Below are 15,490 nucleotides of genomic sequence, written 5' to 3'. Positions count from 1 at the left end.
ACGGATAATGCCCGCGTGAAGCCGTCCGCCCTGTCCTTTTTCAAGAAGCTGAGCACGCTGCAACTGGCGCTGGGGGTGTCGGTGGCCGTGCACGCCGCGCTGCTCACGGTGCGCTTCGTGGACCCCGAGCGTTTCAACCGCGTGTTCCAGGACACGCCGCTGGAAGTCATCCTCGTCAACGCGCGCGGCAACGAGCGGCCCGACAAGGCCACGGCCATCGCGCAGACCTCGCTGGCCGGCGGTGGCGAGGCCGAACGCGGCCGCGCCACCTCGCCCCTGCCACCCGCCACGGTGGCCCGCATCGGCGACGCGCACGAAGAAGACGAGCGCACGATCGAGATGCTGCGCGAGCAGCAGAACCGCCTGCTGGCCCAGGTGCGCCGCGAGCTCGCCAAGATGCCGCCACCCGACCCCGAGTCGGTCAACCCCAGCCAGGCCTCGTCGGAGCGCGAGCAGAAGCGCCGCGCGCTGGTGAAGATCCTGGCCGAGATCGAAAAGCGCATCAACGAAGAAAACGCGCGGCCCAAGAAGCGCTACATCAGCCCGGCCACGCGCGAGGCGGTCTACGCCATCTACTACGACGAGCTGCGCCGCAAGATCGAGGACCGGGGCACCACCAACTTCCCCGAAGTCGGCGGCCGCAAGCTCTACGGCGAACTCACCATGACCATCACGGTCAACCACAACGGCGCCGTGCTCGACACCGAGGTGGTGCAGCCCTCGGGCATCAGCCAGCTCGACCGCCGCGCCCAGGCCATCGTGCGCAGCCTCTCGTTCGGCCGCTTCAACGAAGCCATGCGCCGCCAGGCCGACCAGATCGTGGTCGTCTCGCGCTTCCGCTTCACGCGCGACGAGACGCTGCAGACCCAGCTCTCCGGGCAATAGGGCCTGTTCACACTATTTTTCCAAGATGCGTTGCGGATCAAAAAGGCCATGCGCAAGGCGCGAAACGCAGCCGGGGCATTCCCCCGGCAAGGCTCCGCAACGCCGCGCATGGCCTTGTTGGCCGCAACCCGAAGGGAATGGGTTGAAAACAGCGCCACTCTTCGTTGCACTCCTAGGCCAGACACCCGGTCTGGCCGTCGTCGCGCGCCTCGATTGGCGCTGTTTTCAACCCATTCGCACTTGGAAAAATAGTGTGAACAGGCCCTTCCACACCGCATGAGGTCCCTCGGACGCTGGTTGCTGTGGCTGGTCCTCGCCGGGCTGGCCCTGCAGCTGTTCTTTCTGGCGCGCATCGCGCTCATGGTCGCGGTCGATCCCACCAGCACCGCCTTCATGCGCTCCGAAGCCTGGCGCATCGCGGGCGCCAGCCTGCAAAGCGACAAGGGTTGGCGCTGGTCGCACCACTGGGTGCCCGATGCCCAGATCAGCCCGCACCTCAAGCGCGCCGTGATCGCCTCCGAAGACGCCGGCTTCACCGACCACCGGGGCGTGGACTGGGGCGCGATCGAAGGCGCCTGGCAGAAGAACGAGCGCCGCCAGCAGCTGGCCGAAAAACGCGCCGCGCGCCAGCCCGCCCAGCCCGCCCAGCCCGCGCGCGAGCCCAAGGTGGTCGGCGGCTCCACCATCACGCAGCAACTCGCGAAAAACCTGCTGCTCTCCGGCGAACGCCAGCTGCTGCGCAAGGGCCAGGAACTGGTGCTCACGCTGATGCTCGAAGCCTTGCTCGACAAGCGCCGCATCCTGGAGATCTACCTCAACAGCGTGGAGTGGGGCGAAGGCATCTTCGGCGCCGAGGCCGCCTCGCAGCGCTACTTCAACAAGCCGGCCAGCAAGCTCAGCCCGCACGAGGCGGCGCGTCTGGCGGTGATGCTGCCCTCGCCCAAGTTCTTCGAGGCGCGGCAGGGATCGGCCTACCTCGCGCGGCGCACCGGCACCATCGTCGCGCGCATGGGTGGGGTCGTGCTGCCATGAACCTTCGTGCCACCTTCATGAGCGTGTTCCTGCTCGGCCTGGTGCGCCTGCTCACCGGCGCGCAGGCGCGCTGGCACGGCTGCCCGCCCAAGGCCGAGCAGCGCATCTATTTCGCCAACCACCAGAGCCACGCCGACCTCGTGCTGATCTGGGCCGCGCTGCCGCAGGAGCTGCGCAGCATCACGCGCCCGATCGCGGCCAAGGACTACTGGACCGCGTCGAACTTCAAGCGCTGGATCACCACCGAGGTGTTCAACGCCGTGTACGTGGAGCGCGAGCGCAAGGGCGACGAAGACCCACTGGCGCCGCTGGTGCAGGCGCTGGAGAGCGGCGACTCGCTGATCCTCTTTCCCGAGGGCACGCGCGGCCACGAGGAAGACCCGCAGCCCTTCAAGTCGGGCCTGTACAACCTGGCGCAGCGCTTTCCCGGCGTGGTGCTGGTGCCGGCCTGGATCCACAACGTGCAGCGCGTGATCCCCAAGGGCGAGGTGGTGCCGGTGCCGGTGCTGTGCTCGGTGACCTTCGGCGAACCGCTGGTGCTGGGCGCCGAGGAACCGCGCGCCGATTTCCTGAAACGGGCCCGCGAGGCCGTCATGGCCCTTCGGGACGTCTAAGAACATGAGCCCCCACACTCGTCATTTCATGTACTCATTGCCCCCCAAGGGGGCGCAGACCGCCCTTGGGGCGGCCCGGCGGACGGTCTGATGGGTTCCTTCCTTCGCAGCCTCACCCCCGACCAGCAGGTCAGCCTCGTCTTCGTGGTGCTGTTCGGCCTGCTGATCATCGCCAGCGGCGTGGGCGTGCTGCTGTCGCTGCGCGAGCGCCGCTCAGGCGACGACGACGCCAGCGGCGAACGCGCGCTGCGCCTGCAGGACAACCAGGCGCTGCTGCGCAGCTCCTGGATGATGATGCTGGTGTTCTGGGTCGGCTGGGTCATGGGCGAGGGCTTCGCCATCGTGCTGTTCGGCCTGGTCTCGTTCTTCATCCTGCGCGAGTTCATCAGCCTCTCGCCCACGCGCCGGGGCGACCACCGCAGCCTGGTGCTGGCCTTCTTCATCGTGCTGCCGCTGCAGTACGCGCTGGTCTGGACGGAACGCTTCAACCTGTTCACCGTGTTCATCCCGGTCTACGTGTTCCTCGCGATTCCCGTGGTGAGCGCGCTGGGCAACGACCCCCAGCGTTTCCTCGAGCGCAACGCCAAACTGCAGTGGGGCATCATGGTCTGCGTGTACGGCATGAGCCACGTGCCCGCCCTGCTGCTGCTCAGCTTCCCCGGCTTCGTCGGCAAGACCGCGTTCCTGGTGTTCTTCCTGGTGCTGGTGGTGCAAACCTGCATGCTGGTGCAGCACCTGGCCGCGCGCGGCCTGCGCCGGCCGGTGGCCCCCGCCATCAGCGGCAGCTTCCACTGGCGCAGCTGGGCCCTGGGCCTGGTCGCCGGCGGCCTGCTGGGCGCCGTGCTCTCCGGCTTCACGCCCTTCAAGCCCCTGCCCGCGCTGGCCATGGCCCTGGTGGCCTGTGTGGCCGGCAGCTTCGGCCACCTGGTCATGAAGGCCATCAAGCGCGACCGCGGCGTGACCCACTGGGGCTTGGCGGGCCGCTCGGTCACCGGTGCCAGCGGCCTGCTCGACCGCGTGGACGCCCTGTGCTTCGCCGCGCCCGTGTTCTTCCATTCGGTGCGCTGGACCTTCGACCTTTGAGACCTTCCACCATGCGCATCCTCGGCATCGACCCCGGCCTGCAATGCACCGGCTTCGGCGTGATCGACACCGAAGGCGCTGCCCTGCACTATGTGGCCAGCGGCACCATCCAGACCAGCCCGAAGGACGGCGCCCTGCTGCCCGAGCGGCTCAAGATCCTGTTCGACGGCATCACCGAGGTGGTGGCGCGCTACCAGCCCCAGATGTCGGTCTGTGAAATCGTGTTCGTCAACGTCAACCCCCAGGCCACGCTGCTGCTGGGCCAGGCACGTGGCGCCTGCCTCACGGCCCTCGTGGCCAACAAGCTGGAGGTTGCCGAGTACACCGCGCTGCAGTTGAAGAAGGCCGTGGCCGGCAACGGCCGGGCCGGCAAGCCGCAGATGCAGGAAATGGTCAAGCGCCTGCTGCGCCTGCCCGGCCTGCCCGGCAAGGACGCGGCCGACGCGCTCGGCCTGGCCATCACCCACGCCCAGGTGAGCCGCACCCTGGCGGCGATCAACAAGGTCTCCACCCAACAGGCTCGCACCCACGCCACGTACAAGGCCGGCCGGGTGTATTGATGGGCATGGAGGGTTCTTCGCCGTTGCGCCGTTTCAGCCTGGGGGCCTGGCTCGCCATCGCATTCACGGTCCTGTCGCTGTTGCTCACCTTGAGCCTGACGCTGTTCAGCGACCGCGCCGCGAGCAACCAGGTGCGCGAGGCCATCGGCGCCAACCTGACCGAGCTGGCGCAGCAGACCGCGAGCCGGCTGGACCGGTCCATGTTCGAGCGCTACCGCGAGGTGCGCCTGATCGCCCAACGCCTGAGCGGCCACACCGACTTCGGCGCGGTCCGCGGCGAGATCGAGGCCCTGCAGAAGAGCTACCCGCACTACGCCTGGATCGGCGTGACCGACACCGCGGGCGTGGTGCGCACCGCCACGCGCGGCATGCTCGAAGGCGTGGATGTGTCGGCGCGCCCCTGGTTCCGCAACGCCATGGACGGCCACCCCATGGGCGACGTGCACGATGCCGTGCTGCTCGCCCAGCTGCTGGGCACGCCGGGCAGCGAGCCGATGCGCTTCGTCGACATCGCCTTTCCGCTCACCGACGCGGCCGGCCAGACCACGGGCGTGCTGGGCGTGCACCTGTCGTGGAACTGGGCCAGCGAGATCCAGGACGCGATCTTCACCCCCGTGAGCCGCCACCGCAGCGTCGACCTGCTGATCGTCTCGACCACCGGCGCGGTGCTGCTCGGCCCCAAGGACCTGCAAGGCACGGTGCTGAAGGTGCCGAGCGTGGAAGCCGCGGGGCGCGGCGAATCGGGGCATGCGACGGAAACGTGGCCCGATGGCCAGACCTACCTCGTGGGCCACACGCGCGACAACGGCTTCGACACCTACGCCGGCCTGGGCTGGCGCGTGCTGGTGCGGCAGACGCTGGACGAGGCCTACGCCCCGGTGAACCAGCTGCACCGGCGCATGCTGCTCGGCGGCATCGCGGCGGCACTGCTGTTTTCCCTGCTGGGCTGGCTGGTGGCGCGCCTGATCACCCGGCCCCTGCTCGACCTGACCGACGTGGCGCGCGGCATCGAGGCCGGCTACGCGGTGAAGGCGCCCACCACCGCGGCCTACCGCGAGGTTGCGCATGCTGGGCAATGCCTTCAACTCCCTGGTGAAGGGCCTGCAGGCCAACGAGGCGGCGCTGCGCCAGAACCATGCCGCGCTGGAGCGGCGCGTGAGCGAGCGCACCGCCGAGTTGCGCGAGACGGTGGACGACCTGCGCGCCAACGAAGAGCGTGTGCAGACCGTGATCGACAGCGCGCAGGAAGCCTTCATCGGCATCGATTTCGACGGTTGCATCACCGACTGGAACGCCGCGGCCGAAACCCTGTTCGGCTGGAAGCGCCAGGAGGTGCGCGGCGAATCGCTGGCCGACACCATCCTGCCCGAGCGTTACCACATCGCTTTCGTGAAGGCGCTGGCGCATTTCCACACCACCGGCAAGGCCCCGTTCACGGGCCGGCTGCTTCGGCGCACGGTGGTGGACCGGCAGGGTCGCGAGATGGAAGTGGAGATGAAGATCGGCCTGATCCACACCAGCGAGCTGCAGCTCTTCAGCGCCTTCGTGCGGCCGGTGACCGAGCCGCCATCGCACTGACTGAACGGCGGTCTGGCTAGAGCAGGCGCTCCAGCACGAGCACGCCGAAGAATCCCAGGGCCGCGATGACGGTCCACTTCAGGATCACGATGCCCCAGGTGCGGTAACGTGCCTGGCCGGTGCCGATGTAGAAGGCAAAACACACGCCCGCTGCCAGCAGCAGCAACATCACGGTCCAGCGGAACAGCAGCATGAGGGGTGGTGGCGGCGGCGCCTACCAGGCCGGTGCGAGCTGGGCGAAGCCGCGCGGGGCTTCGCGCTCGTGTTCGAAGCTCACGATCTCGTAGGCGTCGGGCTGGTCCAGCAGGGCGCGCAGCAGCTGGTTGTTCATCGCGTGGCCGCTGCGGAAGGCGCTGTAGGCGGCCAGCAGCGGTTTGCCCACGATGTAGAGGTCGCCCATGGCGTCGAGGATCTTGTGCTTGACGAACTCGTCCTGGTAGCGCAGGCCGTCGGCGTTGAGCACTTTCACGTCGTCCATCACGATGGCGTTGTCCAGCCCGCCGCCCATCGCCAAGCCGTTGGAGCGCATCATTTCCACGTCGCGCGTGAAACCGAAGGTGCGGGCGCGGGCGATCTCGCGCGCGTACTGGCCGCTGCCGAAGTCGAACTCCACGCGCTGGCCGGTGGAGTTCACGGCCGGGTGGTTGAACTCGATCTCGAACGCCAGCTTGTAGCCGTGGAAGGGGTCGAGCCGCGCCCACTTGAGCGTGCGGCCGTCGCCTTCGCGCACTTCCACCGGTTTGGTGACGCGGATGAAGCGCTTGGGCGCGTTCTGCATCACGATGCCGGCGCTTTGCAGCAGGTAGACGAAGGAGGCCGAGGAACCGTCGAGGATGGGCACTTCTTCGGCCGTGATGTCGACGTAGAGGTTGTCCAGACCGAGGCCGGCGCAGGCGCTCATGAGGTGCTCGATGGTGTGCACCTTGACGCCGCCGTTGGAGATGGTGGAGGCCAGGCGGGTGTCGGACACCGCCATGGCATTGACCGGGATCTCCACCGGCGCGGACAGGTCGACCCGGCGGAACACGATGCCCGTGTCGGGCGCGGCCGGCCGCAGCGTCAGCTCCACCCGCTGACCGCTGTGCAGGCCGACACCGACGGCCTTGGTCAGGGATTTGAGGGTGCGTTGGGCAAGCATCCTTGAATTGTAGTTTTCCGGGCGCCAGAACATGGTTTAGAAAGCTGATGGCCTTGATAGGGAAGGCTTTTCTCCGTTTTTCTCCGGCTGAGACGGTCAGCGGCGACCGGGGTGGCCGGCTCCGCGGGTGTCCCCCGCCCGTGGCTGCGCCACGGGCTCCTCCTTTACCCCGCTGCGCCGGCCACCCCGATCACCGCTGACCTACGTGCAAGAGAACCGCTGGCAAACAAACGCTTCTTCAGCTCGTGGACCCCGGGCGTTCTGCGCAGCGGGGTAAAGGAGGAGGACCGGCGAAGCCGGTCCGGGGGATACCCGCGGAGCAGAGCGCCCGGGTCCACGAGCCCGCGAGGTGCAGGCAAGAAAACCCGGGGAAGAGACTCAGTCCGCCTGCTTGCGCAGGAAAGCAGGAATCTCGAAATCGTCCATGCCGCCGGAAGCCAGCGCATCCACCTTGGCCGCGGCCTGGGTGCGGTTGGTGCGCCAGACGCTGGGCACCGCCATGGAGTTGTAGTCCGGCTGCGCAGCACCCGGGGCCGCCCACAGCGGCGTTCACGGTCGGCACATTGAACGGCACGTTGTCCGTACCGGTGCGCAGCACCTGCAGCGGAGGCGCCGTGCGGCGCACACCCTGGCGCGACAGGCCCGTCGCCACCACGGTCACGCGCATCTCGTCGCCCAGGGCGTCGTCGTAAGCGGCACCGTAGATCACGTGCGCTTCCGGCGAAGCGTAGGCGCGGATCGTGTTCATCGCCAGCTTGGACTCCGACAGCTTGAGCGAACCCTTGGCCGCCGTCACCAGCACCAGCACGCCCTTGGCGCCCGACAGGTCGATGCCTTCCAGCAGCGGGCAGGCCACGGCCTGCTCGGCGGCGATGCGCGCGCGGTCCGGGCCGGCGGCCACGGCCGTGCCCATCATGGCCTTGCCGGGTTCGCCCATCACGGTGCGCACGTCCTCGAAGTCGACGTTCACGTTGCCGTACTCGTTGATGATCTCGGCAATGCCGCCCACGGCGTTCTTGAGCACGTCGTTGGCGTGCGCGAAAGCCTCGTCCTGCGTGACGTCGTCACCCAGCACTTCCAGCAGCTTCTCGTTGAGCACCACGATCAGCGAATCCACGTTGGCTTCGAGCTCGGCCAGGCCGCTGTCGGCGTTGGTCATGCGGCGGCCACCTTCCCAGTCGAACGGCTTGGTGACCACGCCGACGGTGAGAATGCCCATTTCCTTGGCGCAGCGCGGGCGATCACGGGGGCCGCGCCGGTGCCGGTGCCGCCGCCCATGCCGGCGGTGATGAACAGCATGTGCGCGCCCGCGATGGCTTCGCGGATGTCGTCCACCGCGACTTCGGCCGCGTCACGGCCCTTCTCGGGCTTGCTGCCCGCGCCCAGGCCGCTGGTGCCGAGCTGGATGGTCTTGTGCGCGGCGCTGCGCGTGAGCGATTGCGCGTCGGTGTTGGCGCAGATGAACTCCACGCCCTGCACGCTGCGCGAGATCATGTGCTCGACCGCGTTGCCGCCGCCGCCGCCCACGCCGATGACCTTGATCTGGGTGCCCTGGTTGAATTCTTCAACTTCGATCATTTCGATGCTCATTTGGAAGCTCCTTTTGTGGCCCTTGGAACGGTGTCGCCGGGCAATCTGTCAATACAAAAAATCTGCGGAATCGGGGAATGGCGAGGGTTCATCCAGGCGGCCCGGTGCATTCGGTGCACCGCCCTCGCTGGTGGCGTTCCAGGCTCATGGCGTTGGCCGGCGTGAGGGCCGGGCTCGAAGACAGCGTGTTCGCGTTGTTCATCAGAAGGTCCCCACAAACCAGTTTTTGACCCGCTCGAGTGCGCCTTGCATCGAGCCCGCTTTCTGTGCCACCTTGTGCCCGCGCACGCGCGCCAGGCGCGCTTCCTCGAGCAGGCCCATCACCGTGGCCGCGCGCGTCTGCGCGACCATGTCGGACAGAGCGCTGGTGTAGTTCGGGATGCCGCGGCGCACGGGCTTGAGGAAGATGTCCTCGCCCAGTTCGACCATGCCCGGCATCACCGCGCTGCCGCCGGTGAGCACGATGCCCGACGACAGCATCTCTTCATGGCCGGAGTCGCGCAGCACCTGCTGCACCAGCGAGAAGATTTCCTCCACGCGCGGCTCGATCACGCCGGCCAGCGCCTGGCGGCTGAGCATGCGCGGGCCGCGATCGCCCAGGCCGGGCACTTCCACCTGCGTGTCCGGATCGGCCAGCAGCTGCTTGGCGCAGCCGCTTTCCACCTTGATGTCTTCGGCGTCCTTGGTCGGCGTGCGCAGGGCCATGGCGATGTCGCTGGTGATCAGGTCGCCCGCGATCGGGATGACCGCCGTGTGGCGGATCGCGCCGCCCGAGAAGATCGCCACGTCGGTCGTGCCCGCGCCGATGTCCACCAGCGCCACGCCGAGTTCCTTCTCGTCGTCGGTCAGGATGGCCTGGCTGGACGCCAGCGGGTTGAGCATGAGCTGGTCCACTTCCAGGCCGCAGCGGCGCACGCACTTGATGATGTTTTCGGCCGCGCTCTGCGCGCCGGTGACGATGTGCACCTTGGCTTCCAGGCGGATGCCGCTCATGCCGATCGGCTCTTTCACCTCCTGGCCGTCGATCACGAACTCCTGCGGCTCCACCAGCAGCAGGCGCTGGTCGGTGGAGATGTTGATCGCCTTGGCGGTCTCGATCACGCGCGCCACGTCGGTGGCGCTGACCTCGCGGTCCTTGATGGCCACCATGCCGCTGGAGTTGATGCCGCGGATGTGGCTGCCGGTGATGCCGGTGTAGACGCGCGCGATGCGGCAGTCGGCCATCAGCTCGGCTTCTTTCAAGGCCTGCTGGATGCTCTGCACCGTGGCGTCGATGTTGACCACCACGCCGCGCTTGAGGCCGTGGCTGGCCGACACGCCCAGGCCCGCGAGCTTGAGTTCGCCGTTGGACTGGACCTCGGCGACCACCACCATGATCTTGGCGGTGCCGATGTCGAGTCCGACCACCAAATCCTTGTATTCCTTGGCCATGATTGCTTCTTGATTACCTTCGGTTTTGAGATCCGCCAGCCGGCGTGTCGGTCACGGTGGTCACGCCGCGCAGGCGCAGCGCGTAGCCATTGGGGTAGCGCAGGTCCACGGACTGAACCGCGCCCGCGTAACGTTCGGTGAGCTGCGCCAGCGTGCCGGTGAAGCGGCGCGTGCGCGCCAGCAGTTCGTCGGGCGTGCCGCGGCCCAGCTCCACCTGGGCGCCGCTGTCGAGCTTGGCGCGCCAGGTGCCGCGCTCGGTGAGTTCGAGCCGCTCCAGGCCCAGGTCGAGGCGGCCGAGTTCGGTTTGCAGCAGCTGGTAGAGCGACCACACCTGGGCCGACTTCTCGACCGGGCCGGCCAGTTCGGGCAGGCCATCGCTGTCGTCGGGGCTGGCATCGAACACCTCGCCCAGGCGATTGACCAATTGGCCCGAACCCGACTCGCCCCACCAGGCCACGGCCTGGTGCTCTTCCAGCGTCACGCGCAGGCGGTTGGGGAACTCGCGCTGCACCACGGCCTTGCGCACCCAGGGCACGGACTCGAACAGCTGGCGCACCTGCTGCAGGTCCACGGTGAGGAAGCTGCCGTTCAGGCGCGTCTTCATCTGCGACGAGAGCTGGGCGCGGAAGGTCACGGCGTTCTGGTGCGCCACGTCGCCATGCACGGCGATGGCCTTGACCGACCAGATCGGGTGGCGCACCAGCCAGGTGGTGAACAGGCCCAGGCTCAGCACGGCGAACACCGCGACCAGGACGTGCGTGACCACGGTCATGAGCTTGACGTCCAAGGGCAGTTCGGTGCTGGGCATGGTGGTGTTCCGGGGCTCAGGCCGCGTGGTCCAGCGAGGCGGTGGCCAGCAGCGCCACGCACAGGTCTTCGTACGACAGGCCGGCCGCCTTGGCCGACATCGGCACCAGCGAGTGGCCGGTCATGCCGGGCGAGGTGTTGATCTCGAGCAGCCAGGGCTTGCGGGTCTTGGCGTCGATCATCACGTCGGCGCGCGACCAGCCACGGCAGTCCAGCGTGAGGTAGGCCTTGAGCACCAGCGCCTGGATGGCGGCCTCTTCACCTTCGGGCAGGCCGCAGGGCACGAGGTACTTGGTGTCGTCGGTGAAGTACTTGTTCTGGTAGTCGTAGTTGCCTTCGGGCGCGACGATGCGGATCACCGGCAGGGCTCTTGCGTCGGCGCCCGTGCCCAGCACCGGGCAGGTGACCTCGTCGCCCGCGATGAACTGCTCGCACATCACCAGCGGATCCAGCCTGGCAGCGAGTTCGTAGGCGGCGGCGCATTGCGCCTCGCTGATCACCTTGGTCAGGCCGATGGTGGAGCCTTCGCGCACGGGCTTGACGATCATGGGCGAACCCAGCGCCTTGAACGCGGCCAGGGTCTCGTCGGCGCTGTGCACCTGGCGCCAGGCCGGCGTGGCCAGGCCTTCGGCGATCCAGATGCGCTTGGTCATGAGCTTGTCCATGGCCACGCTGGAGGCCATCACACCGGGGCCGGTGTAGGGAATGCCCATCAGCTCCAGGGCCCCCTGCACCGTGCCGTCTTCACCGAAGCGGCCGTGCAGCGCGATGAAGCAGCGCTGGAAACCTTCGCGCTTGAGTTCGCCCATCTCGCGCTCGGCCGGATCGAAGGCGTGCGCGTCGACGCCCTTCGATTGCAGCGCGGCCAGCACGCCCTTGCCCGACATGAGCGAGACCTCGCGCTCGGCCGAGCGCCCGCCCATCAGCACGGCCACCTTGCCAAGCGACCTGGCATCCACCGTCATTGCCTTCTCCTGTTTCATGCGGTTGCTCCCTGCGCCAGCTCGATCACGCGACCGGCGACCGCGCCCACCGTGCCCGCGCCCATGCAGAGCACCACATCGCCGTCGCGCGCGTTGTCGAGCACGGCCTGCGGCATGGCGGCGATGTCGTCCACGAACACGGGTTCGAGCTTGCCGGCCACGCGCAACGCGCGCGCCAGCGAGCGGCCATCGGCCGCGACGATGGGGGCTTCGCCGGCCGCGTACACCTCGGCCAGCAGCACGGCATCGGCCTGGCCGATGACTTTCACGAAGTCTTCGAAGCAGTCGCGCGTGCGGGTGTAGCGGTGCGGCTGGAAGGCCAGCACCAGCCGGCGGCCCGGGTAGGCACCGCGCGCGGCCGACAGCGTGGCGGCCATCTCCACCGGGTGGTGGCCGTAGTCGTCCACCACGGTGCAGCTGCCGCCCGAAGGCAGCGCGGCTTCGCCGTAGCGCTGGAAGCGCCGACCCACGCCCTTGAACTCGGCCAGCGCCTGCTGCACGGCCTCGTCGGGCACGTTCAGCTCCACCGCGATGCCGATGGCGGCCAGGGCGTTGAGCACGTTGTGGTTGCCGGGCAGGTTGAGCACCACGTCCAGGTCGGGCAGCTCCACGCCGTTGCGGCGCTGCACGGTGAAGTGCATCTGCGTGTCCACCGCGCGCACGTTGATCGCGCGCACCTGCGCGTCTTCCGCGAAGCCGTAGCTGGTGATGGGCCGCGCGATCTGGGGCAGGATCTCGCGGATCGCCGCGTCGTCCACGCACACCACGGCCGCGCCGTAGAACGGCATCTTGTGCAGGAAGTCCACGAAGGCGGACTTGAGCTTGCCGAAGTCGTGGCCGTAGGTGTCCATGTGGTCGGCGTCGATGTTGGTGACGACCGAGAGCACCGGCAGCAGGTTGAGGAAGGAGGCGTCGGACTCGTCGGCCTCGACCACGATGTACTCGCCCGACCCCAGCTGGGCGTTCGCGCCGGCGCTGTTGAGGCGGCCCCCGATCACGAAGGTCGGGTCCAGCTGGGCGGCGGCCAGCACGCTGGCCACCAGGCTGGTGGTGGTGGTCTTGCCGTGCGTGCCGGCGATGGCCACGCCCTTCTTCATGCGCATCAGCTCGGCCAGCATCACCGCGCGCGGCACCACCGGCACGAGTTTCGCGTGCGCGGCCACCACCTCGGGGTTGTCTTCCTTCACCGCGGTCGAGGTGACGATGGCGTCGGCGCCCTCGATGTTCGCGGCGTCGTGGCCCACGAACACCTGGGCGCCCAGCGCCACCAGCCGGCGCGTGACGGTGCTCTCGCCCAGGTCGCTGCCGGAGATGCGGTAGCCCTGGTTGAGCAACACCTCGGCGATGCCGCTCATGCCGGCACCGCCGATGCCGACGAAGTGGATGTGACGGATGGCGTGCTTCATGGATTCGGGACTTTCGCGAGTTGCTCGCAGGCGGACACCACGGCCGCCACGGCTTCGGTCTTTTGCATCTGTTTGGCCTGGGTGCGACTGGCCAGCAGTTGCTCGCGCTGCACGGTCTGCAGGGTTTGCGCGAGCCGCTGGGGGGTGAGTTCGGTCTGGGGCACCAGCCAGGCGGCGCCGGCATCCACCAGGAAGCGGGCGTTGGTGGTCTGGTGGTCGTCCACCGCCGAGGGGAACGGCACGAACAGCGCGGCCGCGCCGACGGCGGCGATCTCGGTCACGGTGCTGGCGCCGCTGCGGCAGACGATGAGATCGGCGTCGGCGAAGGCCTGCGCGGTGTCGTCGATGAAGGGCGTGAGCTCGGCGTGGATGCCGGCGGCGATGTAGTTGGCGCGCAGCGCGTCGATCTGCTTCTCGCCGCTCTGGTGCGTGACCTGCGGCTGCTGCACCTTGGGCAGCAGCGCCAGCGCCTGCGGCACCACGTCGTTGAGCGCCTTCGCGCCCAGGCTGCCGCCCACCACCAGCAGGCGCAGCGGGCCACTGCGGCCGGCGAAGCGCTCGGCCGGCGCGGCCTGGCGCAGGAAAGGCGTGCGCAGGGGGTTGCCCACCCACTCGGCCTTCTTGAACACGTTCGGGAAGGCGGTGAACACGCGGTCGGCCACACCGGCCAGCACCCGGTTGGCCATGCCGGCCACCGAGTTCTGCTCGTGCAGCACCAGCGGCTTGCCGGCGAGCACGCCCATCATGCCGCCGGGGAAGCTGATGTAGCCGCCCAGGCCCACGACCACGTCGGGCTTGACGCGGCGCACCACCTGCAGCGACTGCCAGAAGGCGCGCAGCAGGCGCAGCGGCAGCAGCGCGACCGTGACCAGCCCCTTGCCGCGCACGCCACCGAAGTCGATGGTCTCCAGCGCGAAGCCGCGCGGCGGCACGAGCCGGCTTTCCATGCTGCCGGGCGCGCCCAGCCAGTGCACGCGCCAGCCGCGCTCGCGCAAGGCTTCGGCCACGGCCAGGCCGGGGAAGATGTGGCCGCCGGTGCCACCGGCCATGATGAGGGCGCAGGGAGCCGTCACGAGCGCCCTCCCTTCATCATCTGGCGGTTCTCGTAGTCCACGCGAAGCACGAGCGCGATGGCCACCAGGTTCAGCAGAATGGCCGAACCGCCGTAACTCATCAGCGGCAGCGTCAGGCCCTTGGTGGGCAGCGCGCCCAGGTTCACGCCGATGTTGATGAAGGCCTGGAAGCCCATCCACAGGCCCACGCCCTGTGCCACCAGGCCGGCGAAGACCTGGTCGAGCGCGATGGCCTGACGGCCGATGTGCATGATGCGGCGCGTGAGCCAGAGGAACAGCGCGATCAGCACCACGACGCCGAGCAGGCCGAACTCCTCGCCGATCACGGCGAGCAGGAAGTCGGTGTGCGCCTCGGGCAGCCAGTGCAGCTTCTCCACGCTGCCGCCCAGGCCGACGCCGAAGATCTCGCCCCGGCCGAAGGCGATCAGCGAGTGCGAGAGCTGGTAGCCCTTGCCCAGGGCGTGCTCCACGCTCCAGGGGTCGAGGTAGGCGAAGACGCGCTGGCGGCGGAACTCGCTGGTCATGACCATGAGCGCGAACGCGCCCACCACCACCAGCGCCATCAGGAAGAACATGCGCGCGTTCACGCCACCCAGGAACAGGATGCCCATGGCGATCACCACGATCACCATGAAGGCGCCCATGTCGGGCTCGGCCAGCAGCAGCATGCCGACCACACCCACGGCCACCGCCATCGGGGCCACGGCGTGGAAGAAGCGTTCCTTGACCTCCATCTTGCGCACCATGTAGCTGGCGGCGTAGAGCAACACGGCCAGCTTGGCCAGTTCGGAAGGCTGAAAGTTCATGATGCCCAGCGAGATCCAGCGGCGCGCGCCGTTCACGCCCCGGCCGATGAAGGGCAGCAGCACCAGCGCGAGCAGCACCAGCGCCAGCGCGAACAGCCAGGGCGCCATCTTTTCCCACGAGCGCAGCGGGAACTGGAAGGCCACCATGGCCGCGATCACGCCGATCACCATGGAGATGCCGTGCCGCAGCACGAAGTGGGTGTGGGCGTAGTTCTGGAAGCGCGGGTTGTCGGGCAGCGCGATGGAGGCGGAATACACCATCACCAGGCCCCAGGCGAGCAGCGCCACCACCACCCACAGCAGAGGCTGGTCGAAACCGAGTTCGCGCACCGCCACGTTGCGCGTGCCGGCATAGGTGCGGTTGGACAGTCGCACCGGCAGGTTGTCGCGCGAGGAGCCTCCGGCGAGCGCGCCCGCGAGGTCGCGTCCCGGGAAGCGTGGCAGCAGGCCGGCCAGGCCGGCGCGCAGGCGCTCGCCCCAGGGGGCGCGGTTGGCCTGGGCGGC

14 protein-coding genes and 2 pseudogenes are annotated in these 15,490 nt (G+C 68.5%); 7 read left to right on the top strand and 9 right to left on the bottom strand.

Annotated features, from left to right (window positions below; genetic code table 11):
• Positions 1-15: 15 nt before the first annotated feature.
• The 7 genes and pseudogenes from ACFJGX_RS09620 to ACFJGX_RS09590 all read left to right on the top strand — a co-directional run bounded on the left by ACFJGX_RS09620 (position 16) and on the right by ACFJGX_RS09590 (position 5,752).
• Positions 16-885, top strand: a complete 870-nt coding sequence (locus ACFJGX_RS09620; RefSeq protein ID WP_382154605.1) for an energy transducer TonB — start codon at positions 16-18, stop codon at positions 883-885.
• 276 nt (positions 886-1,161) lie between these two features.
• Positions 1,162-1,917 carry a monofunctional biosynthetic peptidoglycan transglycosylase gene (gene mtgA, locus ACFJGX_RS09615; protein WP_382321716.1) on the top strand — a complete coding sequence of 252 codons (756 nt, stop codon included), beginning with the start codon at positions 1,162-1,164 and terminating at the stop codon, positions 1,915-1,917.
• The gene (locus tag ACFJGX_RS09610; protein ID WP_382321718.1) at positions 1,914-2,531 is read left to right on the top strand and encodes a lysophospholipid acyltransferase family protein; all 618 of its coding nucleotides are present in this window, start codon (positions 1,914-1,916) and stop codon (positions 2,529-2,531) included. The genes mtgA and ACFJGX_RS09610 overlap by 4 nt, the downstream gene beginning before the upstream one ends.
• A 90-nt stretch (positions 2,532-2,621) precedes the next feature.
• Positions 2,622-3,614: a phosphatidate cytidylyltransferase gene (locus ACFJGX_RS09605; protein ID WP_382321721.1), complete on the top strand. Its 993-nt coding sequence runs from the start codon at positions 2,622-2,624 to the stop codon at positions 3,612-3,614.
• A gap of 11 nt (positions 3,615-3,625) precedes the next feature.
• Positions 3,626-4,174, top strand: coding sequence for a crossover junction endodeoxyribonuclease RuvC (gene ruvC, locus ACFJGX_RS09600; RefSeq protein ID WP_291119282.1), 549 nt, complete (start codon positions 3,626-3,628; stop codon positions 4,172-4,174).
• Positions 4,174-4,962, top strand: a pseudogene (locus ACFJGX_RS09595) (cache domain-containing protein); the annotation flags it as partial. The gene ruvC and the pseudogene ACFJGX_RS09595, both read left to right, overlap by 1 nt.
• Positions 4,963-5,239: 277 nt before the next feature.
• Positions 5,240-5,752 carry a PAS domain-containing protein gene (locus ACFJGX_RS09590; RefSeq protein WP_382321727.1) on the top strand — a complete coding sequence of 171 codons (513 nt, stop codon included), beginning with the start codon at positions 5,240-5,242 and terminating at the stop codon, positions 5,750-5,752.
• Between the two features lie 16 nt (positions 5,753-5,768).
• Here the strand turns inward: ACFJGX_RS09590 and ACFJGX_RS09585 are convergent, their stop codons facing one another.
• The 9 genes and pseudogenes from ACFJGX_RS09585 to ftsW form a co-directional block, all read right to left on the bottom strand.
• A complete protein-coding gene (locus ACFJGX_RS09585) occupies positions 5,769-5,945 on the bottom strand; it encodes a hypothetical protein (RefSeq protein WP_291119276.1) in 177 nt (58 codons plus the stop codon).
• A 21-nt stretch (positions 5,946-5,966) separates the two neighbouring features.
• On the bottom strand, positions 5,967-6,890 hold the full coding sequence (lpxC, locus tag ACFJGX_RS09580) for a UDP-3-O-acyl-N-acetylglucosamine deacetylase (RefSeq protein WP_382321729.1): 924 nt from the start codon (positions 6,888-6,890) through the stop codon (positions 5,967-5,969).
• Positions 6,891-7,268: 378 nt separating this feature from the next.
• A pseudogene (gene ftsZ, locus ACFJGX_RS09575) lies at positions 7,269-8,480 on the bottom strand (cell division protein FtsZ).
• Between the two features lie 201 nt (positions 8,481-8,681).
• Positions 8,682-9,911, bottom strand: a complete 1,230-nt coding sequence (ftsA, locus tag ACFJGX_RS09570) for a cell division protein FtsA (protein WP_291118114.1) — start codon at positions 9,909-9,911, stop codon at positions 8,682-8,684.
• A gap of 13 nt (positions 9,912-9,924) precedes the next feature.
• Positions 9,925-10,719: a cell division protein FtsQ/DivIB gene (locus ACFJGX_RS09565; protein ID WP_382321732.1), complete on the bottom strand. Its 795-nt coding sequence runs from the start codon at positions 10,717-10,719 to the stop codon at positions 9,925-9,927.
• 16 nt (positions 10,720-10,735) lie between these two features.
• The gene (locus ACFJGX_RS09560) at positions 10,736-11,701 is read right to left on the bottom strand and encodes a D-alanine--D-alanine ligase (RefSeq protein WP_382321735.1); all 966 of its coding nucleotides are present in this window, start codon (positions 11,699-11,701) and stop codon (positions 10,736-10,738) included.
• Entirely contained in the window at positions 11,698-13,107 is a 1,410-nt protein-coding gene (gene murC, locus ACFJGX_RS09555) for a UDP-N-acetylmuramate--L-alanine ligase (protein WP_382154578.1), read from the bottom strand. The genes ACFJGX_RS09560 and murC overlap by 4 nt, the downstream gene beginning before the upstream one ends.
• Complete coding sequence (gene murG / locus ACFJGX_RS09550) at positions 13,104-14,180, bottom strand: undecaprenyldiphospho-muramoylpentapeptide beta-N-acetylglucosaminyltransferase (protein WP_382321737.1); 1,077 nt, start codon at positions 14,178-14,180, stop codon at positions 13,104-13,106. The genes murC and murG overlap by 4 nt, the downstream gene beginning before the upstream one ends.
• On the bottom strand, positions 14,177-15,442 hold the full coding sequence (ftsW, locus tag ACFJGX_RS09545; RefSeq protein WP_382325722.1) for a putative lipid II flippase FtsW: 1,266 nt from the start codon (positions 15,440-15,442) through the stop codon (positions 14,177-14,179). Before ftsW ends, murG begins: the two co-directional genes overlap by 4 nt.
• Positions 15,443-15,490 lie beyond the last annotated feature (48 nt).

The organism is Hydrogenophaga sp. UC242_50, assembly GCF_042697355.1.
Taxonomy (GTDB): domain Bacteria; phylum Pseudomonadota; class Gammaproteobacteria; order Burkholderiales; family Burkholderiaceae_C; genus Hydrogenophaga.
The sequence above is the reverse complement of the archived record's forward strand: the minus strand, read 5'-3'. Positions and strand labels throughout refer to the sequence as shown.

Coding starts and splice junctions, on each gene's coding strand:
- murC (WP_382154578.1), bottom strand. CDS start 13,107: ATGAAGCACGCCATCCGTCACATCCACTTCGTCGGCATCGGCGGTGCC.
- ACFJGX_RS09610 (WP_382321718.1), top strand. CDS start 1,914: ATGAACCTTCGTGCCACCTTCATGAGCGTGTTCCTGCTCGGCCTGGTG.
- mtgA (WP_382321716.1), top strand. CDS start 1,162: ATGAGGTCCCTCGGACGCTGGTTGCTGTGGCTGGTCCTCGCCGGGCTG.
- lpxC (WP_382321729.1), bottom strand. CDS start 6,890: ATGCTTGCCCAACGCACCCTCAAATCCCTGACCAAGGCCGTCGGTGTC.
- ACFJGX_RS09560 (WP_382321735.1), bottom strand. CDS start 11,701: ATGAAACAGGAGAAGGCAATGACGGTGGATGCCAGGTCGCTTGGCAAG.
- ftsA (WP_291118114.1), bottom strand. CDS start 9,911: ATGGCCAAGGAATACAAGGATTTGGTGGTCGGACTCGACATCGGCACC.
- ACFJGX_RS09565 (WP_382321732.1), bottom strand. CDS start 10,719: ATGCCCAGCACCGAACTGCCCTTGGACGTCAAGCTCATGACCGTGGTC.
- ACFJGX_RS09590 (WP_382321727.1), top strand. CDS start 5,240: ATGCTGGGCAATGCCTTCAACTCCCTGGTGAAGGGCCTGCAGGCCAAC.
- ACFJGX_RS09605 (WP_382321721.1), top strand. CDS start 2,622: ATGGGTTCCTTCCTTCGCAGCCTCACCCCCGACCAGCAGGTCAGCCTC.
- ACFJGX_RS09585 (WP_291119276.1), bottom strand. CDS start 5,945: ATGCTGCTGTTCCGCTGGACCGTGATGTTGCTGCTGCTGGCAGCGGGC.
- ruvC (WP_291119282.1), top strand. CDS start 3,626: ATGCGCATCCTCGGCATCGACCCCGGCCTGCAATGCACCGGCTTCGGC.